The following is a 22,253-nucleotide window of genomic DNA, read 5'->3' as shown; positions in this document are numbered from 1 at the left end:
GTCGTCAGATCACCCCGTTGGCGCGCAGTTCGCCGATCGTCTCGGCATCCATCCCCAGCTCGCCGAGGATGGACTCCGAATTCTGCCCCACCGCCGGGATCGGGTCCATGCGATTGCCCACCCCGGACATCTCGACCGGGGGCGCGAGCATGGAGATCGGACCGGCCGGGGTCTCGACATCGTGCCAGCGGTGGCGTTCGGTCAGCTGCGGATGGTCGGCGATCTCGCTCATATCGCGTTGCCGGGAGTGGGCGACGCCGGCTGTCTCGAGCAGTTCGTCGCAGGCTTCGCCGGTGAGCGCGGAGAAGGCTCGCTCGATGATCTCCTGAAGCTCGTGTCGGTGGGCGTAGCGGTGAGCGGCACGGTCGAAGCGTTCGTCGGTGACCATATCGGGGCGGTCGAGGACCTGGGTGGCGAAGCGTTCCCATTCGCGTTCGTTCTGGATCGCGAGCATGATCTGAGTACCGTCGCCACAGGTGAACGCACCGTAGGGGGCGATGGCGGCGTGGGAGGTGCCGGCTCGGGTGGGACGGGTGCCGCCATAGCGGGTGAAGTAGAGGGGGTAGCCCATCCATTCGACGAGAGAGTCGAAGAGGCTCGTCGACAAGGTGGCTCCAACACCGGTGCGCTCGCGGTTGTACAGAGCGGTGAGGATGCCGGAATAGGTGTACATTCCCGCGGCGATGTCTGCCGTCGAGATTCCCGTCTTCGCGGGGAACTCCTCTGTTCCGGTCACGGAGACCAGTCCTGCCTCGGCCTGCACAAGTGCATCGTATGCCTTGGCATCTTTGTACGGCCCGTCCGTTCCGTATCCGGAGATCGACGCATGGATCAGCCGAGGGTTGATCGACCGGAGCTCGTCGGCACCGAGGCCGAGTCTCTCTGCCGCGCCGGGGGCAAAATTCTGGATGAAGACATCCGCCGAGGCGATGAGATCGTGGAGGATCTTCAGCCCGTCGGGACTCTTGAGATCGAGCGCCAGGCTCTCCTTATTCCGGTTGATCCATACGAAATGGCTCGAGAGTCCATTGACCGTCGTGTCGTATCCGCGGGCGAAGTCGCCGACGCCTGGGCGTTCGATCTTGATGACCCGGGCTCCGAGGTCCGCCAGCTGGCGTGAGGCGAACGGGGCGGCGACAGCCTGTTCGCAGCTGATGACAGTGATGCCGGACAGCGGCAGGTTCGAGGCGGTCGCGTCGTCCTGCCCCGCGGGGCTCGGTACGGACGTCGGTGCAGCAGTGGCCATCGGCCCTCCACGACGAGGTGTGAAACGTTGACATCCACATCATACATATCTCCACAGATAATGCATTCTTTAGTCCCGGCTGATGCCTGAGCCTGTAGACTGAGACCATCGAGACATGAAACCGACACCCCGACAGCGGGTGACGTATGAACGAAAGGCATCGGGTGGACCAGGAGTCGGCATCGACCAAACGGGACGTCATCGTCCTCGGCCTGCGCCGAAAGATCCTCTCTCGCGAGCTCGATCGCGGCGAACGACTGCGACAGGATCAGGTCGCCGACTGGTTCAATGCCTCCATCACCCCCGTCCGCGAGGCCCTGCGGATCCTCGAAGCCGAGGGACTCGTCACCTCCGAAGCCCACCGGGGCGTCCGTGTCGCCGGCGTCGACGTCGACCGTCTCAAATCCCTCTTCGTCACCCGAAAGCTCACCGAGACCTTCGCCATCGCCCGCGCCACCACACGGATCTCCAGGCACGAGCTGCGCCAGGCCGAACGTCTACTCGAGGCCCTCGACGAGGCCAGCGCCGAGGGCGATTCACTGGGACGCAACACCCGCAACGAGGAGTTCCACTTCTTCTTCTACGACCGCTGCGGAATGCCCGCGCTGCGCGACGACATCGCCGCACGCTGGCGAGCGTTCCCTTGGGACCTCACCCTCGACAGTCCCGAGAGACTCGACCAGGTGCACGCCGAGCATCAGTCGATCGTCGACGCTGTCCGCGACGTCGATCCGGACGCGGCGGCGCGCCACCTCGGCGATCACATCACGAACGGCTTCCTCCGCCTGGCCGAGTCGACGACCGGTCAGGCAGTCTCCGACCCCTTCGACTTCGACACGGACTGACGCCATCGAGGCAGGCTGCGAACTCACAGTTCAACAAATAATGCATTATTTCGACGATCATATTGGAAATCAGCGAAAAGTCCTCTAGGCTCGTGAACGGTCGATCGAGAACCTGACTCGACATGAACTCTCCTCACGGCAATGACCGGCCGTCGTCTTCGGTGAGCTCGTCCGCACACAGGCTCCCGATCGGCTTCGCCCCTGGCCAACCAGACTGGAGCTGACGATGACGTCAATGAGACGACCGAGGTGGAAGCCGCTCATCGCGGGCCTCTCGATAAGCCTCCTGCTGCTGAGCGGATGCAATCCCGCCCGCAGCGGAGACCAACAGAAATTCGAACTGCGCTTCGCCCATGTGACCTCGGTGGGCACACCGAAGGGACTTGCCGCAGACTTCTTCGCCGAACAGGTCGAGAAGAAGTCCGGCGGCCGCATCGAGGTCGAGGTGTTCCCGAACTCGGAACTCTACGGCGATAAGGACGAGATGCAGGCCATCCAGTCGAATGCCGTCCAGGTCCTGGCCCCGGCGAGTGCGAAGTTCACGACGATCGCACCGAGCCTGCAGGTTCTCGACCTGCCGTTCATCTTCGACGACCCCGACGAGATCCCCGAGGTCGCCAGTCCCGATACCGAGATCGGCAAGGCCATCTACGCGAACCCCGATCTCGAGGAGAACGGGCTCAAAGTCCTCGGTCTGTGGGATTCGGGCATGAAGCAGATCCACTCGAACAACAAGACGCTGAAACCCGAAGACATGAAGGGCAAGAAGTACCGCATCCAGCCTTCAGACGTGCTGCGCACCCAGTTCGAGACCTGGGGTGGGATTCCGACCCCGCTCGCGTTCGCCGAGGTCTACAGCGGACTGCAGCAGGGACTCATCGACGGAGGCGAGAACACCTACTCGAACATCCAGTCGCAGAATATGCACACCGTCCAGAAGTACGTGACCGAACTCGATCACGGATACATCGGCTACATCCTCACTGTGAATAAGCGCTGGTACGACGAGCTTCCCGACGATCTGCAGACCGCAGTCGACGAGGCCGCCGATGAGGCCAGCGAATTCAACCGCAAGGAAGCTCAGAAGGTCAACGAAGAGTCGAAGAAGACCATCGAGGAATCCGGCGGCACGGAGATCGTCATCCCGAGCAAGGACGAGCGTCAAGCCTTCAAGGACATGGTCGTGCCGTCCGAATACGAGAAGTACCGCGACGTCATCGGTCCCGAGGTCGTCGACGAGCTCCTCGAACGCAACGAGAAGAGGGGCTGATGATGAAGACCATCGACAAGTACCTCAGCCGGCTCGAGAACGTTCTCGCCGGCGGCTGCCTCATCGCGGCCACCGCCTTGGCGGTCTTCGCCGTGCTTCTGCGCAACATCACCGGTGACGTCATCTTCTGGTCCGAAGAAGCCGTCATCTACCTCATCATCTTCTCGACGTTCTTCGGCGCGGTGGTCACCCTGCGCCACAACGAGCATGTGGCCGTCGACATCATGCCTGCTCTGCTCAAGGGCAAGGCGAAGAAGTTCTTCGTCGTCCTCGGCGGACTGGCCACGCTGGTCTACGCCGGCTTCATCGCCTACCTGTCCTGGGCACTCATCACCGAACCGTTCTCGCGGACGACGATCACCCCGGCGCTCAAGCTGCCGCTGTGGGTCGTCGAGCTCTCGCTGGCCGTGGGCATGACGCTGTTCTTCATCCGCGCCGTGGAGATGACCATCCGCGCCCTGCGCACTCCTGCGGCGGAGCTCGACAAGGATGTCCTCGCCGAGGAGGCCGCCGCCGTCGGCATCGATGTTGAGGACCTCGCGATTGTCGATGACGGAAGCGACCGCGCGAACCGCGCGGACGGGGACAACGGGAATGACCGCCTCGGCGATGGCAGGAACGATGAGAAGGGAGGCGATCGCTGATGTTCGAAGCCACCATCGTCCTCGTCGTCGTTCTCATCGCACTGCTCGTCACCTCGGCGCCCATTGCGGTCGCCTTGGGCCTGACCAGCCTCGTCTACTTCTACTACTTCACGCTCATTCCGATGACTCAGGTCTCGGAACGGCTGTTCAACGCGCTCAATTCGTTCCCGCTCATGGCGATCCCGTTCTTCATCCTCGCCGCGAACATCATGTCCCGCGGTGGGATCTCGAGGCGGCTGACCGACTTCGGTGCGGCCATGGTCGGGCACCTGCGCGGCGGTATGGCGATCACCACGGTGCTCGCGTGCATGTTCTTCGCCGCAGTCTCCGGATCATCGCCGGCCACGGTCGTCGCGGTCGGTGCGCTGATGATTCCGGCGATGATCAAGAACGGGTACCCGAAGGAATTCTCCACTGGGCTCGTCGCCACCTCGGGGTCGTTGGGAATCCTGATCCCGCCGTCGATTCCGCTCATCGTCTTCGGCATCGCCACCGAGCAGAACATCGGCGACCTGTTCCTCGCGGGCGTCCTGCCGGGCATCCTCGCCGGCGTGATGCTGCTGGGCATGGCTGTGTTCGTCGCTTGGAAGAAGGGCTACGGTCACGCCGGGGTCGGCTTCCGGATGTCGAACAAGGACAAGTTGAAGGCGTTCCGGGATGCGATTCTCGCCCTTGCGCTGCCGTTCCTCGTCCTCGGCGGAATCTACTCCGGATGGTTCACCCCCACCGAGGCGGCCGCCGTGGCCGTCGCTTATTCGCTGGTCGTGTCGCTGCTCATCTACCGCGAGATCAAGATCTCGCAGCTGTGGGAGGTCACGCTGGCGTCGGTGAAGACCTCGGCGATGGTCATGTTCATCATCGCCAACGGCATTCTCTTCACCTTCGTGCTCGCCAGTGAGCGGATCCCGGGTCAGATCTCGACGACGATCACCGAATGGGACCTGCAGCCGTGGCAGTTCCTCATCCTCGTCAACATCCTGCTGCTGTTCGTCGGCTGTGTGATGGAGACATCCTCGGCGATCCTCATCCTCGCCCCGATCCTGCTGCCGATCGCGATGGAGCTGGGCATCGACCCGATCCACTTCGGGATCATCGTGGTGATGAACCTCGAGATCGGCATGATCACACCGCCGCTTGGGCTCAACCTGTTCGTCGCCTCTGGCATGTCCGGTATGAGCGTCGTCGGAGTGGCGAAGGCCGCGATCCCGAGTGCGCTGGTGCTGCTGGCGGCACTCGCGCTGGTCACGTTCGTACCGTTCTTCGCCACGGCGTTCGTGGGGTGAGCGTGTAAGTCAGAGCGAGCCGCGCGATTCGATTGGGACCGCGGGCCGGGTCGGGGCACAGTGAGTGCAGTCGACCTGGCCTGCGGTTTTCTGTCTCCGGAGGTCTCTGTCACAAGTGACAGTGAGTCGTCGCTCGCCGCAGACGGCCTATTCGGATGCGCGAGGCGTCGGCCCATCCACGACGCGGTAGGTGGTCTGCACCATTCCGCCGTCGAGGACCTCAGTCCGGACGTGTTCCAGGTCGACATCGCCGCCGAGCGGACCGAACAGTGATGGCCCATCGCCGATGAGCACGGGTACGTAGGAGAGCGTGATCTCGTCGACAAGTTTCGCAGCTAAGAACCAACGAATGGTCTCCCCGCCATCGGCATAGACCCTCCGACGACCATCTCTCTGCAATGCGTCGATGGCGGATTCGGGGCTGCGGTGCACGGTGATTCGAGAGTCGACACCCGGTGGGAGGGTCGTGCTGATCACGTGGATCGGGCGGTCGAGGTACGGCCAGTCTTCGTAGGCTGCGATGGCTTCAAAGGTCCTCCGCCCCATCACCAAGGAATCAACCGACTCGAGGAACGGAGTGAACCCCGCGTCTCCAGCAGCTGCGCCTCGTCTGGTCAGCCACTCCAAGTCCCCATCCGGACGCGCGATTCGCCCGTCGACGCTCAGACCGAGGAAGACGAAGGCGCGGACGGACTGCTCTGACCCGGACATGTGGTCAAGTGTCTCAGCTGCGAGCAGCGACATTCAATAGAGAACGGTCCCAGATCGATGAACAGTGAGTTCGCCGCCACCTCTTGACGACGAGCGCACTCACAGTCGTAGGTTGGATGCCATGACTCTCCTCAACGACTTCGAGGTCTCTCCCATCGGCTCGTCGAAGGCGGCCGCAACATCGTCGACAATCCGAAGTGGATCAGTTCCGGACGGGAGTGAGGGAGGAGCGCCGCCAGTCGCTCACCCGACAGCGGCCAAGAACACCTCACCCCACGGGCCCCGGAAGTTCAAGCACTCGGGAATTGCGAAGCCGCCACCGGAGCACGCTGATGCCCAACCTGGTGCGGTTGTAGCCAGACAGCGGGTCGTAGCCGAGGCAGCGTTCGATCTGCTCGGCCCGGCTCTGCACCGTGCTGTGGTGCAGACCGAGGTCGCGCGCCGCCTGCCTGATCGTCGGTGCTTCGAGGAGCACGCGCACCGTGGACTCTGCCCACGGCGAGTCCATGATCTCGTCGATCAGCGCAGCGTCCGGATCGGTTGTGTCAGATGATTCGGCGAGCAGTTCGACGAGCCCACCGAAGTTTTCCGCCCGCACGAGCCCTTCCTCGGGCGGGCGGCTGAGCCGCAGTGCCACCACAGCTGCCCGAAGTGACCGCGGCAATTCTCCGATCGACCCGGACGGCCCCAGTCCGGCCGGTGTCACGGCGACACCCTCAGTGTCGTCGGTCACGATGACCACCTGCAGAGTGCCATGTTCGCTGGTGATGACATCGGTGGGACCGGCGGGTCGTTTCTCGAAGACGGCGAACAGCGGGGCCGCGAGGACTCGATATCCCGAACCAGGCGTCAAACCGAGGCGAACCGCGGCAGCACTCCGGTCTTCGGGCGTCGCAGCAGGATCTAGGGCGAGCGCCACGTCCCGCGGGGTTTCCAGCTGTTGCCGTTCGAGACCGAATCTCACGCCGATGGCCAGGCCGAATCTCTCAAGGATGAGTTCATCGTTGGGCAAGGCACCGTCCTCCCGCTCGAGCCAGACCTCGGAATCGTTCGGCAGGGACAGGGCGGCCACCTCGGCGGGTCGGTCTCCCGGAATCGAGATTCCGCCTGAATCGACCCTCAGCTGCCTGCTCCCGTCCCCACTGCGAAAGCCGGCCGGGCAACCGGCCAGAGCCGCGGCCGCAGAGGCGAGGGCATGGGAATTGACCTCGCCGGCCATGAGTTCGTCGAAGCAGGCGATGACGCGCAGACCCAGGCTCACCTCGGGATCTAGCTTGGCAATCCTGCCGAGCAGCTCCTGCACGTCACCACCTCCTCGTTCGTCCGTCGGTCGACGATTGGCAGTCCACGATTGTCGCCCGACGGTCGCGATTCGCCTCGGTCGCGAATCAGCCTTTCAGAGCATCGTAGACTGCCGTCTCCATCTCGAGATACCCACCGACGGATTCGGGGTCGGCGAAGGGGAAGATCTGTGTGGCCCAGTACCCGCCGATCTTGTTCTGTCGGTCGAACCAGTAGTAGAGGTTGGCGAGACCCGCCCATGCGGCTGCGCCGGCCGGGCGTCCGGTCGGGGCGTCCTCCTCGTTGATCATGAACGTGTATCCCCAGGTCTTCGGCATGCCGGGGAAGAACTCCGCATCGTTGGACAAGCTCGGGATGACTCCGGGCAGCAGTTTCACCCGAAGATCGCCGAGGTGGTTCTGCGTGGCCATGTCCACCGTTTCGGGGCGGAGGACGACGGTTCCGTCGTCGGCTGCTCCGTCGTTGAGCCACATCCTGATGAACTTCAGGTAGTCATCGACGGTCGAGAAGAGTCCGTGGCCGCCCATCTCCACCTCCGGATCGGGCAGCATGAAGTCGGACGCCGCGAGTTCGCCGTCGGTGCGCTGGTGCATCGTGGCCTGCCGCTCCTGCATCGACGCGGTCGGACGGAAGGTGCTGTCGTCCATGCCCAGCGGTTCGAGGACTCGGGTGCGCATCGCCTCACCCAGAGTCTTTCCGGTGATGCCTTCGATGACCTGGCCGGCCCAATCCATGTTCGACCCGTACTCCCACTGGGTGCCGGGATCGAACAGCAGCGGAGTCTCCAATGCCTTCCTGGTGGCGGTGACGATGCTCGGCTGGCCGTGTTCGCGGGCGAGTCGTTCGTACTTCTCGTTGAAGAAGTCGTAGCCGAAGCCGGCGGTGTGCAGCAGCAGCTGTTTGGTGGTCGGTTCGCTGGCGGGTGCCCGGAGGATCGGTTCTCCGCCGTCGTCGAAACCGTCGATGACCTGCACGTCGGCCAGTCCTGGGGCATAGTCCTTCGCCGGGGCGTCGAGGTCGAGCTCTCCCGACTCCACCAGCTGCAGTGCCACGGTGCCGGTCAGGGCCTTCGTCGTGGAGAAGATCATGAACACGGAGTCCGTGGTCATCGGCTGCGGATCGTCGAGGGAGCGGACTCCTGCAGCAGTGAGACTGATGGTCTCCTTGTCGGTGGTCACTCCGGCGACGACGCCTGGGACGCCGCCGCTGTCGACGGTCTTCGTGGCCACGCGGACAACTGCGTCGTTGACAGCTGTGTTCTCAGACATGATGTTCCTTTCAGTCGGCCAGGAGCTTCTCGATCCAGGCCATTCGGGTGCTGATCATTCCTTGCGCAAGGTGTGTATGGGCGGCGAAGATGTCGAAGGCGTGGAAGCCTCCGGGCCACACGTGCAGCTCCGCTTCGCTGCCGTCGTTCCAGAGGGCCGAGGCGTAGGCGACGGCTTCGTCCCGGAAGATCTCGGCCGAACCCACGTCGATGTACGCGGGCGGCAGATCGGTGAGGTCGTTGGCACGCGATGGTGCGATGTAGGGCGAAACCGCCTCGGTGCGGTAGTCATCGCCGAGCATCGCCTGCCATCCGGTTTCGTTGCTCACCCGATCCCAGACGCCGATGCCGTCGAACTGATGGGTCGACGGTGTGATGCCTCGGTCGTCGAGCATCGGGTAGATGAGCAGTTGGCCCTTGAGCTTCGGTCCGCGCCGGTCCCGGGCCGCCAGCGCCATTCCGGCGGCCAGTCCCCCTCCGGAGCTGGCTCCGGCGACGATGAGTCGGGCGCGGTCGACGCCGAGGGTGTCGGCGTTCTCTGCCGTCCACAGGAGCGCGGCGTACATGTCCTCACGCGCATAGGGGTCTTGGAACTCGGGCGCCAGGCGGTATTCGGGGCAGATGAGGATCGCACCGATCTTCTCGACCCAGTCGAGGTTGAGGCCGAGCGCGCTGAAGCGATCGCCGAACATCAGCCCGCCGGAGTGGGCGTAAACGATCGTCGGTCGTCGTCCGGTGTCCCCGGATCGTCTGAAGACGGAGATGGTGATGTCCTCGCCGAGGTGGCCCGGCACCTGATATTCGGAATGTTCGACCCGACGGCCGCTGAGAGTCTCCGCCAGCGGCTCCGAGGCGTACGAGACTCGCATGAAGTCGATGAGCGAAGGAGTGATGGTCGGCGGAAAGACCCCGCCGATGACGGACAGACTCGCGGCAAGCTCCGCGTCGAATCGTGACCGTCGTTGTGTCATGTCACCAAGTATGCCGACCCCGGCACCGTGGCACTACCGCCAGACCATCGTGCTTTTCGGGCAATCACCCGACAGTTGTCGGGTGCGCGTCACTTCACCCGATGAACCCCATCACCGACTCCTTGACCTGGAGGATCGCCAAGAATCCGAAGAGTGCCAGGCACACGGTGAGCAGCAGATTCGACCACCACGTGTTGCGCAGACCGGTCGGCACGGATCCGCGGTTGAGGATGACGAGCAGGGCGAGCGCGAGCACCGGCAGGATGAACGCGCTGATCGCAGCGTAGACGAGCACGAGGGTGACGGGCTTGCCGAGCCCCATGATCACCAGCGTCGCCACCGACAGGTAGACGAGCGCGCCGCGGAACTCGACCGACTTCGCCGACATGTCGAAGCGCGCCTCGTCCTGGTGCGGGTAACGCCTGAGCACTCGCAGGCAGTCGGCGGTGACGTAGGCGATGCCGGAGAATCCGCCGAGCACGCTCGTGTACACCACGGCGAGGAAGCTGATGAGGAAGACCATTCGTCCGACGTCACCGATGCGGCTGACTAGACTGTCGGCGATCGCGAACAGTGAGTCGTTGTCCGCGATCGTGAAGCCCTGGCCGTAGAGGATGAAGGCCCCGACCGCACTCATCGCCACGGCGAAGACGAAGACGAGGCCGTAGCTGATGACGAGGTCGAGGCGGACGACGGGTTTCCAGTCCGGACTCCGCCAGGACTTCTCCCGGATCCAGAACGAGTACGCGAGGATGCCGGTCGCCCCGCCGACGCCGCCGATGAGCGACATGACCGTGATGATGGACGTGTTCGGGAACGTCGGGACCACGGTCTCGGCGGCGACCTGTTGGGCGCCGTCACCTTGGAAGACGGAGATTGCGAGCGCGATGATGCCGAAGAACATGATGATCCCGAAGCCCATCATCGCCTTTTCGACGAGACCGTAGCGGCCGATGCCCACCAGCACCGAGGCCGAGAGCAGCACGACGACGGCCGTCGGCCAGAACGGCAGGACGGGGAAGATCGCCTGCAGGATGTTCGTCGTCACCGCAACGACGCCGGCGCCGAAGAAGAGCCCGACGAGCAGTTCGGCGATGAGGAAGAGCACCGGGAAGGTCCGCCCGCCGAAGCCGGTGAGGTGGGACAGCAACGACCGGTCCCCGCTCATCTGCAGCCGGGAGACCGCCTCGGAGAGCACGAACTTGAGCACGATGCCCACCGTGAAGACCCAGATGAGCGCGAGACCGTACTCGGCCCCGGAGTTCATCGTCGTGATCATGTCGGAGGCACCGACGCTGGCCAGCGCCAACACGATCCCCGGACCGATGAGGCGGAGGCGTCCAGCCCATGATGTCGGCGCCGAGGCGGCGTTCTTCGTCTGCGATGTCGTTTCGGCGGACATTGGCGGGGTGGGCTCCTTCACGTGGGTTCGTCGACGCCGCCGGAATCGTTCGCACGGGCATCGTTCGCTCAGGAGAGTATGGCCGAGGTTGCCGCATTTCGGGACAGAAGTCTCAGCTCGTGGAATACTGTTGGTCCACGCTTCTGTGCTCGTTGTAGTCCATTCTAGTCGCCAGTTCTGGGACCGATCCGCAGCTTGCGCGCGTATATTCGAGGCATGTCTGAGCTGCTTGATGACGGGCCGTTCTTCCACGGCACCAAAGCGAAACTGAGTCCGGGCGATCTGCTCACCGCGGGGTATGCATCGAATTACCGCCCCGAGGTGGTCATGAACCACATCTATTTCACGGCGATCATCGACGGGGCAGGGCTCGCCGCCCAGGTCGCCGCCCTCGACGGAACGCCGCATGTCTACGAGGTCGAGCCCACCGGTGACTTCGAGGACGATCCCAACGTCACCGACAAGAAGTTCCCGGGCAATCCCACCCGGTCCTACAGAAGCGCCGAACCGCTCAGGGTGATTCGCGAGGTCGACGGCTGGCCGCGTATGACCCCTGAGGAGCTGCAGACATGGCGGGACAAACTCGCGGCCCTTCTCGACGACGACAGCGCCGAGATCATCAACTGAGTCGCGGCTGCCAAAAACACAAAGCGTCCGGCTGCAACGACACGATGCTTCCTTCTGAGAGCCCGCAAAAACTCAGTCCTGCTGAGCTCCGAACACCGGGTGGTCGCTGGCGATCGAGATGCGGTTGAACGCGTTGATGAGGATGATCGACCACTCGATCGCCGAGATCTGCTCGGTTGTCAGATGCTGGGCCGCGTCCGCGGCGATCGCATCGCGATCCTCCATCTTGTCCAGCACGGTCAGCGACTCGGCCAGGGTCAGGGCCGCGAACTCCTGATCAGTGAAGATCTCGGCCTCGTGCCAGCTCGGCAGCACATCGAGCTTGAGCTGAGAGACTCCGGCATTCCGTGCGGCCGGAGCATGGATGCTCAGGCAGGTGCGGCAACCGTTGATCTGCGAGACCCGTGTGTTCACGAGCTCGATGAGCCCGTCATCGAGTCCTGCGGCACGCGAGGCCTTCCGCGATGCCGCGGCCGCCTGGGCCATCGCCTTGTAGTTCTCGGGGTGGATCTTGTCGATGAATGGTCGACTCGCGTTGCTCATGCCGTCACTCACGCCTGTCGCTTGACGATGTCGATGTCGGCACCCGTCGCATTGCGGTACTTTCCGCCCTGTGCCGCGTAGTCATCACCGGTCTCCTGCAGCTTCTTGACGAAGAGCGGGCAGACGGGCACGACGGTCACACCACGCTCACGGGAATCATCGAGCGCTTCGGCGACGAGGAACTTCGACAGTCCGCGACCGCCGAACTGCTCGTCGACGACGGTGTGGTGGAAGATGCGTTCGGTCTCCGGGTCGGGACCGGGCAGAAAATACGCGTGGCCGGCGACGGTGCCGTCGGCGACGGCGATGTCATAGGACCGGGTGGCCTCGTTGATCGACACGGTCACCTCGGCGCCGGTCTTGTCCTCGAATGTCTTCACCATGGCGATAACCCTTTCGTCGTGCTCTGCTGGTACTGGGTGGAGCGGAATTCGGCACGGCTCTATTCCGCGGGTCCACCTTGGACCTGGGGCGGCGGATTCTTCCGCGGTCTGATCGTGACGTCGGGCAGCCTCGGCGCGGGGAGCCTTCCCATGCCGTCGGCGTTCTGACCGGGCCCGCCCTTGCCGACGTAGCCGTCGACGGCGCCGAAGCGGTCACCTTCGGCCTGCCATTCCTCGCGGTACCGGGCGATCTCATCGTGGGTGCGGCCGACAAAATTCCACCACATGACGATCTCTTCGGGGAACGGTTCGCCGCCGAGGAGGATGACCCGGCCGGGATCCTCGCCGTGGTTGGCGATGCGCAGTTCGTCGACGCCGATGCCCGTATAGCCGATCGACGCGACCGGCAGATCGACGTTCTCCAGGGCGATATCGCCCGAATCGACGAGGAGGCCGTGCTCGAACCGCGGATCGACGGGCAGGTCGACGGTTGCGCCCGGATCGAGGCGTATCTCGACGCCGACCAGCGGGGTGTGCGTGTGCACCGGTGAGGAACCTTCGCCGAGGCGGCCGAGGAAGACGAGCATCTCTCCGCCGGCGAAGGAGACAGGGGCGGGTTCGAAGTGCTCGAATTCGCGTTCGGGCTGGTGGCGGGTGGCCTCGGGCAGGGCAAGCCACAGCTGGACGCCGTGGAGGGTCGTGGTCTCCTCGGTCGAGACCTCGGAGTGGCAGATGCCGGCGCCGGCGGTCATGAGGTTGACCTCGCCGGGCATCACGAGGCCCGCGTTGCCGCCGGAGTCGATGTGCTGGATGGCGCCTTCGAACAGCCAGCTCACGGTCTGCAGTCCGGTGTGCGGGTGCGGGGCGACGTCCATGCCGCCGGTGACCGAGACATCGGCGGGTCCGTAGTGGTCGACGAAGCACCACGGGCCGATGAGGGAACGTTGACGCTGCGGCAGGGTCCGCCGCACGGTCATCGCTCGGGGCCCACCCAGCGGCACGTCGCGGGAGGTGATGATCTCGACTGGGGAACGTCCCTGCTGGTCGCAGGCCGGCCCGGGCAGTCCCCCAGCCTTGCAGACCACTTGATCGGGGCGGGTCTCGACGTTGCTCATGGCCACATCGTAGCCCTCTTCGCGGCGGGCGGGGAGGGGGACAGTTCCGCGCGAATGCCGCTCGCCCGCTCCCCTACTCGACCGGGCAGATCTTCGAGACGAGCTCGAAGATCACGTCGGCCTCGGCATCCGTGAGCCCGGCGAAACTGGCGAAGATGATCTCCGCATTCGTCGCGGCCGCCTCGTCGCAGAGCCGTAGTCCTTCCTCGGTCAGGGCGACGAGCACCCCGCGCTGATCCTCCGGGTCGGGCTCTTGCGTGACCAAGCCACGATCCTCGAGCTTGCCGAGCAATCGACTGAGCGCGCTGCGGCTGATCACGAGGCTGCGCAGCAGGTCTCGATGGCGCACCTGGGCCTCGGGTCGGGCGTTGATGAGCACGTCGAACTCGTTCACGGTCAGCCCGTGCCGTGTCCGGAACTCGTGTACGAACCTCGTATAGAAGTCCTGATACTTCTCCATCATCAGACGCCAGGCCGCGATCTTGATTGGGCCGTTCTGCCTGATCATGCTGCTCACAGGAGTCGTCTTGTCCATCGGTCCGCCCCCGCTCGTCGATGTGTCATGCCACACTTTTGTTGCATAGTCAACAGAATAGTAGTTCAATGATATTACTGGCCCCAGATTCGGGGCCCGTCGACCACCCCTCGGCGTCAGTACCCGGCACATCCCCAACGTACCCCCGGCTGGAGAGATTGAGCAGAGTCGCCCGGACTCCGGTCTCACTCCGGGGGTATCGTGTTGCCGCCGTCGGCCCTTCATCATCGGTTCGACCTCGCCGAGGCGGCTCGCCCGATCCCCGCCCGGCTCAGTCTTGCGGGATCCGCTTCCGCCACGGCCACCACACTCCGCGTCCGATGTCGTAGACGAGCGCCGGGACGACGAGCGAGCGCACGAGGATGGCGTCGAGCAGCACGCCGAAAGTGACGATGAAGGCGAGCTGGACGAGGAACATGATCGGGATGACCCCGAGTGCCGCGAAGGTCGCCGCAAGCACCACGCCCGCCGAGGTGATCACCCCACCCGTCGCCACGAGCCCCTTGAGCACGCCTGCCCTTGTGCCCACCTTGAGCGACTCCTCGCGCACCCTGGACATGAGGAAGATGTTGTAGTCGATGCCGAGCGCGACGAGGAAGACGAAGGCGTAGAGCGGCACCGAGGGATCGGCGCCCGGGAATCCGATGAGGTGGTTGAACACGAGCGCCGAGACTCCCAGCGCGGTGCCGAAGGACAGCACGGTCAGGACCACGAGCAGCAGCGGCGCGAACAGGGACCGCAACAGCAGGATGAGGATGACCGTGATGACAACCAGGATGATCGGGATCGCCAGGGTCCGGTCCGCCTCGGCGGTGTTGTTCGTGTCGAGGTCGACCGCGGTCTGCCCGCCCACCAGTGCATCGGGGTCGACGTCGTGGACGGCCTCGCGGATCTCCGTCACCGTCGTCTCGGCAGCCAGGGAGTCCGCCGCATCGGAGAGGGTGACTTCGAGGAGGACCTGACCGTCGACCTCGGTGGGATCGATCGCCGCCGAGCCGCCGGCAGCATCCGGTGCGCCGCTGCCCGGGCCACCCTGCGGGGGCTGGAGCTTTCCGTCCTCGTCGATCCCGATGGTTCCGCTCGGGGAATCCTCAGCGGCCACGGTCATCGAACCGACCCCGCCGAGGCGGCCGACCGCCTCGGCGGCAGTGCTCAGTTCGTTCGCATCGAGCACGACCTGGGTCGGAGTTCCGGACCCACCTGGGAAATGCTCGGCCAGGACGTCCTGGCCGTCACGAGCCTCGGATTCGCCGAGCACGAACTCGCTCTGCGCGACCCCGGAGGCCTTGAACTGCGGCACCGCGATGAGCGGCAGAGCCAGCAGGATGACGAGTCCGATCCAGATCAGGCGCGGTCGCGCGGCGATCCCACCCGCGATCCGGGCCCACATTCCCTTCTTACGGAGCCCCACCTCGGCGGTCGCCACCTGGGGTCGGAACGGCCAGAACACGGCACGACCGATGATGACGAGCGCGGCAGGCAGGAAGGTCAGCGCCGCGAGCATGGCAACGACGATCCCGATGGCCGCGACCGGGCCGAGGGCGCGCGTCGACGCGAGGTCGGTGAGCAGGAGGACCAGGAGGCCGGCGATGACGGTGCCTCCGGAGGCCGCGATCGGTTCGGCCACGCCCTTGAGCGCAGCGAGCCCGGCCCGAACACGATCCGGCTCGGCCTGCAGGGCATCGCGGAACCGGGCCACGACGAGGAGGGAATAGTCCGTGGTGGCGCCGACGACGAGGATGAAGAGGATGCCCTGGACCTGGCCGTTGATGAGCAGGATCCCGGCGTCGGCGAGATGCCAGATGACGAAGATCGACGCGGACAGCGCCGCGACCGAGGTGAAGAGGACGATGACCGGCAGCAGCGGAGAGCGGTAGACGATGACGAGGATGACGAAGACTGCTATGAGGGCGACGAGCAGGAGGATCCCGTCGATGCCGGCGAAGGCCTCGGTGAGGTCGGCGGCGAACCCGGCGGGGCCGGTGACGTAGACATCGGCAACCGTGGCCGGGGTGGCGACGTTGCCGGACTCATCCGGCGTCGCATCGGCGGCATTCGCGGTCGGGAAGGTGTTGGCGATGACGTCTCTGATCTTCTCGACGTCATCGGCGGTGGTGTCGGAGGAGACGGGGAGGATGAGTTGGAGGGCGTCGCCGTCGTCCGAGGGGATGACCGGTGAGGCGTCGGCGGCAAGCAGACCGTCGTCGTCGAGTTCCTTCGCCACGTCGTCGAGGGCCACGGAGTCGTCGTCGGTGAGGCCGTCCGTGTTCTCGAGAACGACGATGGCGGGGACATAGTCGGCGTCACTGAAGCGGTCGATGATCTCCTGTGCTCGGGTCGATTCGGCGGACTCGGGGAGGAACGATGAGCGGTCGTTCGTGGCGACCTCGGAGATCTTGCCGAAGTACGGACCTCCGACACCGGAGATGCCGACCCAGGCGACGAGGAGGACGGCGAAGAGTGCGAGCAGTGCCCCACGACCGCGGACGGGACCCTTGGGGTGCTGTTTGGGCGCGGCAGCTGTGTCGGCGCCGTTTACGTCGTCACCGGCGGGACCCCCTCGGCGAGGGTCGGGGTTCGGCGGCGTCGAGGTCAGGAGGTGACGGGGCATGGTCTCAGCTTACGCGTGTTCGGCCGTATCGAGGCATTGCAGAGCGAGGACGATCTCCGCCGCGGTCCGTGGATCGGTGAGGCGTGCGCCCAATACCTTCTCGATCTGCCCGATTCGATAACGCACAGTGTTCTCGTGCACATGCAGCCGACCTGCAGCCTCAGAAATGTTGCCGCCGCTTTCCACGTAGGTGCGCAGTGTGGTGGAAGATTCGGGCTTGGCGATTATCGGGTTGAGGAAAGCAGCGACGAGGCGGCGGTCGAATCGTGAACTCATGCGGGCCGCCGCCCATTCGATCGGGCGCATGCGATCGACGAAAGCGAACCTCGACTCCCCCGCCGAGGCAAGCGCCACGTCCGCCGTCTGCAGCATCTCCGGTACCTGACTGAGTGCCGTGAAGAGTCCGGAGACCCCGACTCCGATGAGGCCGAAATCGTCGAGGCTACCCTCGATATCGAAGTCTGCTGTACACAGCGCGGTCCGTTCGACCATCGAACTGACGTGCCCGGAATCCTTGATGACCAGGCCGCGCCCCGGGTTCGGGGTCGGTTTCCCATGCCCCGAGTCGGAGGCGTCGATGCGGAGGCGCAGGGCGCGAATCGGCTCGTAGGCCGCAAAGCCGAAGGTCTCGAGGACCCGCCAGAGCGCCGGTTCGCGACCGGGAGAGACACCGGCCTCCAAGTCGCGCAGAACCCGCGACGATTCCTCCCGTCGATTGCTGATCGAAAAGGACTCGAATCCCTCGAAGGCGCGCAGAAGTTTGGACAGAACATCGAGGATCACCTCAGCGGAAGGGTGGGTGGTGCCCGTGCCGCTGCCAGCTCTGCCCTCCCCAGTTCCACTTCTGCGCTCGCTGCCGGCAGTACCGGCCTCTTCGTCATCGGCGTGGACGGCGAAGACGATGACATGGGCGCGACTGCGTAGTCGCACTGTCCGAGCGTGCACCTTCCAGCGGCCGATCGCACCGGACGTCGACTCGGCCCAGCCCGCTGGTGTCGCCGGACCGACGACCTCCTCCTGAGTCCACCGGGCGATGAGGTGGACCGGGGCGGAACCGACGGACCTGACGACTTCGCCGAGTTCGTTGATGACGAGACCTGCGCCCCGACTCATCCGCGCTACCCGGGAGAGCGCCGATTCAAGCGGATCTGCAGAATTCATCGCGCTCAAAAGTTCATCGAAGATCCGCTCTCGTGCCAGGGCGTCTCGGCTCGAATCCATCGAATTTCACCTCTGCTCCCACTCGCCTGCTGCATCATTCCGCGCCGTCGGCACGGCTTTGTGATTCTTACAAATCTAGCCGTCTTTTCCTTCGTCTGCTCCATTGACCGGCCCGATCATCGAAGGCCAGGCTATGAGGGAAACCACAATCAAAGGAGATGACCGTGGCAGATCTACGCGTCGCAGTTGACGTCGGCGGAACGTTCACCGACATCTGTGTATTCGACGAATCCACCCAGACAATGCGGGTGACGAAAGTCCCGTCCACCCCGGACAACCCCATGGAGGCTGTCCTCAACGGAGTGAAGCGGGCGAACATCGACCTCAGCCAGGTCGAGCTCTTCTCACATGGCACGACAGTTGCCACCAATGCGCTCATCACTCGCAGATTTCCCAAATCAGCGATGGTGACGACCAAGGGCTTCCGCGATGTCATTGAGATCCGCGATGGTACGAAGGACGATCTGTGGGACGCCTATTCCGATGTATCCGGCCCCTATATTCGTCGCCGTGACCGTTTTGAGGTCACGGAACGCATCGACTACGCGGGCAACATCGTCACCGAGCTCGACGAAGACGAGGCCAGGAAGCTCGGCCGCCTGCTGAAGAAGCGCGGTGCCGACACCGTGGCCGTCTGCTTCGTCAACTCCTATGCGAACGCCGCGAACGAGATCCGGATGCGCGAGATCCTCTCCGAGGAGCTCCCCGGAGCCAGCATCTCCACCTCGGCCGAGGTGCTGCCGGAGATCTTCGAACACAACCGGTTCAACACGACTGTCGCCAATGCCGTTCTTGGTCCGTTGGTATCCGGCTACGTCGAACAGCTCGACTCCAACCTGACCGAGGACGGCTATGCCGGAGAACTCCTTCTCCTCCATTCGGGTGGTGGATCGATGACCTCGGAGATGGTCAAGCGGTTCCCGGTGCGACTCGCGGCCTCAGGAATCGCCGCCGGCGCGATCGCCGCTCAGCACGTGGCCGAGCAGTGCGGTCATGCCAATGCCGTCGGACTCGACATGGGCGGCACTTCGACGGACATCTCACTCATCGCCGACAGCGAACTGCGGGAGACGAACGAATGGGAAGTCGAATACGGCCACCCCATCGTCTTCCCGAGCATCGAAGTACTCACCATCGGCGCCGGCGGCGGCTCTTTGGCCCACATCGACATCGCCGGCTCCCTGCGCAACGGGCCGCAGTCGGCCGGTGCCGCTCCCGGTCCGGTCTGCTATCGCCGCGGCGGCGATCAGCCGACGAACACCGATGCGAACCTCGCCCTCAATCGTCTGGGCACCGACCTCGCCGACGGCGAGATGACGCTGGACCGGGAGAGCGCACGGGCAGCGATCAAGGAGAAGATCGCCGATCCGCTCGGCCTCGATGTCGACTCCGCGGCCGAATCCATCGCCCAGGTGGCCAACGCGAACATGGCAGATGCGGTCCGCCTCGTGTCCATCCGTCGCGGGCTCGACCCCCGGGACTTCGCACTCATCGCCTTCGGCGGAGCCGGTGCACTGCACGGGGCGGACGTCGCTCGCGAACTCAACATCCCCTCTGTCATCGTTCCGCCCAGCCCGGGAGTCACCTCGGCGCTGGGGTGCCTCCTCGTCGACATCCAGCACGACCTGTCGCAGATGTTCACCGGTGTCGCGGACTCCGCAGACGCAGAAACGGTCGAACAGCACTTCCGCGAACTTGAACTCGAAGGTCGTGATCGACTGCGGCATGAGAAAGTCGCCGAGGAAGACTCGGTCTTCGAACGTGGCATCTCGATGCGTTACCACGGCCAGTGGCGGTCGCTGCAGGTGAAGATGGGCTCCGGCCCGAACGCACTGCGGGAGGCCGTCCAACTCTTCCACGAGGAACACGAGAAGCAGTACGCGTTCCGGCAGGATGACACCCCGGTCGAGATCTACCAACTCCACCTCAAGGCACTCGGGAAGACGCCGAAGCCGACCTTCAAACCGACCCCTGTCAGCAGCAAAGATCCCGGTGAGCCGCTCGAGGTCCGCGACGTCTATTTCGACGGTCAGTGGCATTCGACGCCGGTCTACCAGCGGGAGAACTTGCCCTCGGGAGCTGCGTTCATCGGACCGGCGATCCTCAACCAGATTGACTCGACCACCGTCATCCCGCCGAACTCGTCCGCCGTGATCGACGAGTGGTTCAACATCCGCATCGCGCTGACGGCAGAGACTGCAGAGCCCGCGCTGTCAGCTGCGAACAATTCAACACAGAACGGCCTGTGAGGAGAGACCCATGACCACAACAACGGAACAGTCGACGTCCACGCTCGACCCGGTGACATTCGAAGTACTCAAGAACGCATTCGCGACCAGCGTCGACCTCATGAGCGAACAGATCCTGCGGACCTGCTATTCGTTCGTCATCTATTCACGTGACTTCTCGTCGGCACTTTGCGACCGCGACGGCAACACTGTCATGCAAGGAAGTGCAGACATCGCCGTCCACGTCGGCACCCTGCATTTTCAGTGCAAGGCCGTCATGGAGGAGTTCGGCGACGACATCAACCCTGGTGACGTCTTCCTCATCAACGACCCCTATCGAGGCGGTACCCACTTCAACGACGTCAGCTTCATTCGCCCGATCTTCGCTGATGACGAAATCATCGGCTTCGCGCAGAACAAAGGACACTGGGCCGATATCGGTGGGTCCGTCCCGGGCTCGTTCGATGTCTCTGCCAGTGAGCACTTCGGTGAGGGTCTGCGTATCACCCCGCTTCGGGTCTGGCACAAGGGCCGGTTCCTCCACGATGTGGCTCAGCTGCTCGTGTCGAATACGCGCGCTCCCGATCAGGCCCTCGGCGATCTCAACGCCCAAGCCGAGGCCACAGCTGTATGCGAACGCGAAGTGCTCCGCCTCGTCGACAAATATTCGAAGGACACGGTCCTCGATGCGATGCAGGAGACGCAGGACTATGTCTGCCGCACCGTGCTCGCCAGCCTCGGCGATCTGCCGAAGGGCGAGTGGGAGACAGTCGACTTTCTCGACGGCGATCCGGCTAAGGGCGAGGGGCTGGCTCCGATCCGGGTGAAGCTCACGCTCGACGGGACAGGTATCCACTATGACCTCACGGGATCCGCTGAGGCGGTCTCAACGTTCCTCAACTCCGGCTACGGGACGACTTTCTCTGCGATCTACGCGGGAACGAAGACGTTCTTCCCCGAGGTTCCGCTCAACTCCGGGTTCTACCAGGCGGTGACCGCAGAGATCGGTGAGGAGGGCACCGTCGTCAACGCTGGCTGGCCGCATGCCGTGACCGGGTTCTGTTCGGGCCCGTACGAGAAGGTCATGAACGCGATCTTCGAACTGTGGTCCCACATCATGCCCGAACGCGCGATGGCGTGTGCATTCAACCTCGAGTATCTGCTCGTCGGTGGGCATGATGCCAGGACCGAATCGAGCCCGTACTTCATGTGGTACGACTGGATGGCAGGCGGCTGGGGCGGCCGGTCGACGAAGGACGGCTCCTCCGCGACGTCTCCGGTCTTCGGTACTGGGCTTGCGGTCCAACCAGTTGAAGGTCAAGAGCGACTGACTCCCGTTGTCACCACTCAGCACTCGATCAACATCGATTCCGGAGGTCCCGGCAGGTTCCGCGGTGGTTGCGGCGTGAATAAGGGCGGCATCCTCACCGATGCGACCGGTGCAGTGATGAGCTACTGCTGCGACCGCGGGCGGTCGACGACGTGGGGCATCAATGGCGGACTGCCGTCGATCCCCCATGGAGTCTGGCTCAATCCTTCGTCAGAGAACCCGCGCTACTTGGGTGCCACGTTCTCAAATGTAGCCATCAGCCCCGGTGACACGTTCGAACGACCAAGCGCCGGAGGTGGTGGCTTCGGTGACCCGCTGGATCGGCCGACTGCCGAGGTGCTCGAGGACGTCATCGACGGCTATGTCTCCATCGATCGAGCGGCGAAAGACTACGGCGTCGTCATCCGTGAGATCGATGCCGAACTCGATGAGTACGAGATCGATGAGACCGCGACAGCGACGGAGCGGGAACGGATCCGCTCCGAACGTGCGTCCTGGCTGGAAGCCGACCCCGCCGAGGTGGCCCGCCGTTACCGCGCTAATGAGATCACCGTCCACGACGTCATCCGCCAATACGGCGTCGTGCTCGATTGGGGCACCGGAGAGCTGTTGGAGAAGTCAACGGGACAGTTCCGCGACAGTATGCGGACTCGATCCGCTTCGCACTGGAGCTGAGCACCTCCAACTGAAAGAGCGTCCCCGATTCGAAACAGAATCGC

The 22,253-nt window shown here is 64.2% G+C and carries 19 protein-coding genes; 7 read left to right on the top strand and 12 right to left on the bottom strand.

Annotated features, from left to right (window positions below):
* Positions 1-4: 4 nt before the first annotated feature.
* Positions 5-1,246 carry a CaiB/BaiF CoA transferase family protein gene (locus ACSBQT_RS02635; RefSeq protein WP_410709582.1) on the bottom strand — a complete coding sequence of 414 codons (1,242 nt, stop codon included), beginning with the start codon at positions 1,244-1,246 and terminating at the stop codon, positions 5-7.
* A gap of 146 nt (positions 1,247-1,392) precedes the next feature.
* Between ACSBQT_RS02635 and ACSBQT_RS02630 the strand changes: the two genes are divergently transcribed.
* The 4 genes from ACSBQT_RS02630 to ACSBQT_RS02615 all read left to right on the top strand — a co-directional run bounded on the left by ACSBQT_RS02630 (position 1,393) and on the right by ACSBQT_RS02615 (position 5,288).
* Positions 1,393-2,091: a GntR family transcriptional regulator gene (locus ACSBQT_RS02630; RefSeq protein ID WP_410709581.1), complete on the top strand. Its 699-nt coding sequence runs from the start codon at positions 1,393-1,395 to the stop codon at positions 2,089-2,091.
* A 226-nt stretch (positions 2,092-2,317) separates the two neighbouring features.
* On the top strand, positions 2,318-3,361 hold the full coding sequence (locus ACSBQT_RS02625; protein WP_410709580.1) for a DctP family TRAP transporter solute-binding subunit: 1,044 nt from the start codon (positions 2,318-2,320) through the stop codon (positions 3,359-3,361).
* Positions 3,361-4,005 (top strand): TRAP transporter small permease, encoded by a 645-nt coding sequence (locus ACSBQT_RS02620; protein ID WP_410709579.1) that lies wholly within the window; start codon positions 3,361-3,363, stop codon positions 4,003-4,005. The genes ACSBQT_RS02625 and ACSBQT_RS02620 overlap by 1 nt, the downstream gene beginning before the upstream one ends.
* Positions 4,005-5,288, top strand: coding sequence for a TRAP transporter large permease (locus ACSBQT_RS02615; RefSeq protein WP_167193398.1), 1,284 nt, complete (start codon positions 4,005-4,007; stop codon positions 5,286-5,288). Before ACSBQT_RS02620 ends, ACSBQT_RS02615 begins: the two co-directional genes overlap by 1 nt.
* A 147-nt stretch (positions 5,289-5,435) precedes the next feature.
* Here ACSBQT_RS02615 and ACSBQT_RS02610 read toward each other — a convergent pair whose 3' ends face one another.
* The 5 genes from ACSBQT_RS02610 to ACSBQT_RS02590 form a co-directional block, all read right to left on the bottom strand.
* A complete protein-coding gene (locus ACSBQT_RS02610; RefSeq protein WP_410709578.1) occupies positions 5,436-5,999 on the bottom strand; it encodes a dihydrofolate reductase family protein in 564 nt (187 codons plus the stop codon).
* A 268-nt stretch (positions 6,000-6,267) separates the two neighbouring features.
* Entirely contained in the window at positions 6,268-7,302 is a 1,035-nt protein-coding gene (locus ACSBQT_RS02605) for a helix-turn-helix domain-containing protein (protein ID WP_410709577.1), read from the bottom strand.
* 85 nt (positions 7,303-7,387) lie between these two features.
* Positions 7,388-8,569 (bottom strand): serine hydrolase domain-containing protein, encoded by a 1,182-nt coding sequence (locus ACSBQT_RS02600; RefSeq protein WP_435000793.1) that lies wholly within the window; start codon positions 8,567-8,569, stop codon positions 7,388-7,390.
* Positions 8,570-8,579: 10 nt separating this feature from the next.
* Complete coding sequence (locus ACSBQT_RS02595) at positions 8,580-9,539, bottom strand: alpha/beta hydrolase (RefSeq protein WP_410709575.1); 960 nt, start codon at positions 9,537-9,539, stop codon at positions 8,580-8,582.
* 94 nt (positions 9,540-9,633) lie between these two features.
* Positions 9,634-10,941 (bottom strand): Nramp family divalent metal transporter, encoded by a 1,308-nt coding sequence (locus tag ACSBQT_RS02590; RefSeq protein ID WP_410709574.1) that lies wholly within the window; start codon positions 10,939-10,941, stop codon positions 9,634-9,636.
* Between the two features lie 216 nt (positions 10,942-11,157).
* Here ACSBQT_RS02590 and arr point away from each other — a divergent pair, with 216 nt between their 5' ends.
* Positions 11,158-11,568, top strand: coding sequence for an NAD(+)--rifampin ADP-ribosyltransferase (gene arr / locus ACSBQT_RS02585; protein WP_410709573.1), 411 nt, complete (start codon positions 11,158-11,160; stop codon positions 11,566-11,568).
* A gap of 72 nt (positions 11,569-11,640) precedes the next feature.
* On the opposite strand, the gene ACSBQT_RS02580 is transcribed toward arr, so the two are convergent.
* The 6 genes from ACSBQT_RS02580 to ACSBQT_RS02555 all read right to left on the bottom strand — a co-directional run bounded on the left by ACSBQT_RS02580 (position 11,641) and on the right by ACSBQT_RS02555 (position 17,976).
* Positions 11,641-12,111 (bottom strand): carboxymuconolactone decarboxylase family protein, encoded by a 471-nt coding sequence (locus ACSBQT_RS02580; RefSeq protein WP_410709572.1) that lies wholly within the window; start codon positions 12,109-12,111, stop codon positions 11,641-11,643.
* Between the two features lie 8 nt (positions 12,112-12,119).
* Entirely contained in the window at positions 12,120-12,494 is a 375-nt protein-coding gene (locus ACSBQT_RS02575) for a GNAT family N-acetyltransferase (RefSeq protein WP_410709571.1), read from the bottom strand.
* A 59-nt stretch (positions 12,495-12,553) separates the two neighbouring features.
* Positions 12,554-13,609, bottom strand: coding sequence for a pirin family protein (locus ACSBQT_RS02570; protein WP_410709570.1), 1,056 nt, complete (start codon positions 13,607-13,609; stop codon positions 12,554-12,556).
* 73 nt (positions 13,610-13,682) lie between these two features.
* Complete coding sequence (locus tag ACSBQT_RS02565; RefSeq protein ID WP_435000847.1) at positions 13,683-14,117, bottom strand: MarR family winged helix-turn-helix transcriptional regulator; 435 nt, start codon at positions 14,115-14,117, stop codon at positions 13,683-13,685.
* 298 nt (positions 14,118-14,415) lie between these two features.
* The gene (locus ACSBQT_RS02560) at positions 14,416-16,755 is read right to left on the bottom strand and encodes an MMPL family transporter (protein ID WP_435000792.1); all 2,340 of its coding nucleotides are present in this window, start codon (positions 16,753-16,755) and stop codon (positions 14,416-14,418) included.
* 9 nt (positions 16,756-16,764) lie between these two features.
* Positions 16,765-17,976, bottom strand: a complete 1,212-nt coding sequence (locus ACSBQT_RS02555; RefSeq protein ID WP_435000791.1) for a PucR family transcriptional regulator — start codon at positions 17,974-17,976, stop codon at positions 16,765-16,767.
* Positions 17,977-18,140: 164 nt separating this feature from the next.
* Here ACSBQT_RS02555 and ACSBQT_RS02550 point away from each other — a divergent pair, with 164 nt between their 5' ends.
* Together ACSBQT_RS02550 and ACSBQT_RS02545 are read left to right on the top strand one after the other, a co-directional pair.
* The gene (locus ACSBQT_RS02550; RefSeq protein WP_410709567.1) at positions 18,141-20,225 is read left to right on the top strand and encodes a hydantoinase/oxoprolinase family protein; all 2,085 of its coding nucleotides are present in this window, start codon (positions 18,141-18,143) and stop codon (positions 20,223-20,225) included.
* Between the two features lie 10 nt (positions 20,226-20,235).
* On the top strand, positions 20,236-22,209 hold the full coding sequence (locus tag ACSBQT_RS02545; protein ID WP_410709566.1) for a hydantoinase B/oxoprolinase family protein: 1,974 nt from the start codon (positions 20,236-20,238) through the stop codon (positions 22,207-22,209).
* The last annotated feature ends 44 nt before the right edge of the window (positions 22,210-22,253 follow it).

Origin of the sequence: Brevibacterium sp. H602, from assembly GCF_051172395.1 — a bacterium.
Lineage (GTDB): Bacteria > Actinomycetota > Actinomycetes > Actinomycetales > Brevibacteriaceae > Brevibacterium.
Note: the sequence above shows the minus strand (reverse complement) of the source record. Positions and strands in the feature narration are given on the sequence as shown.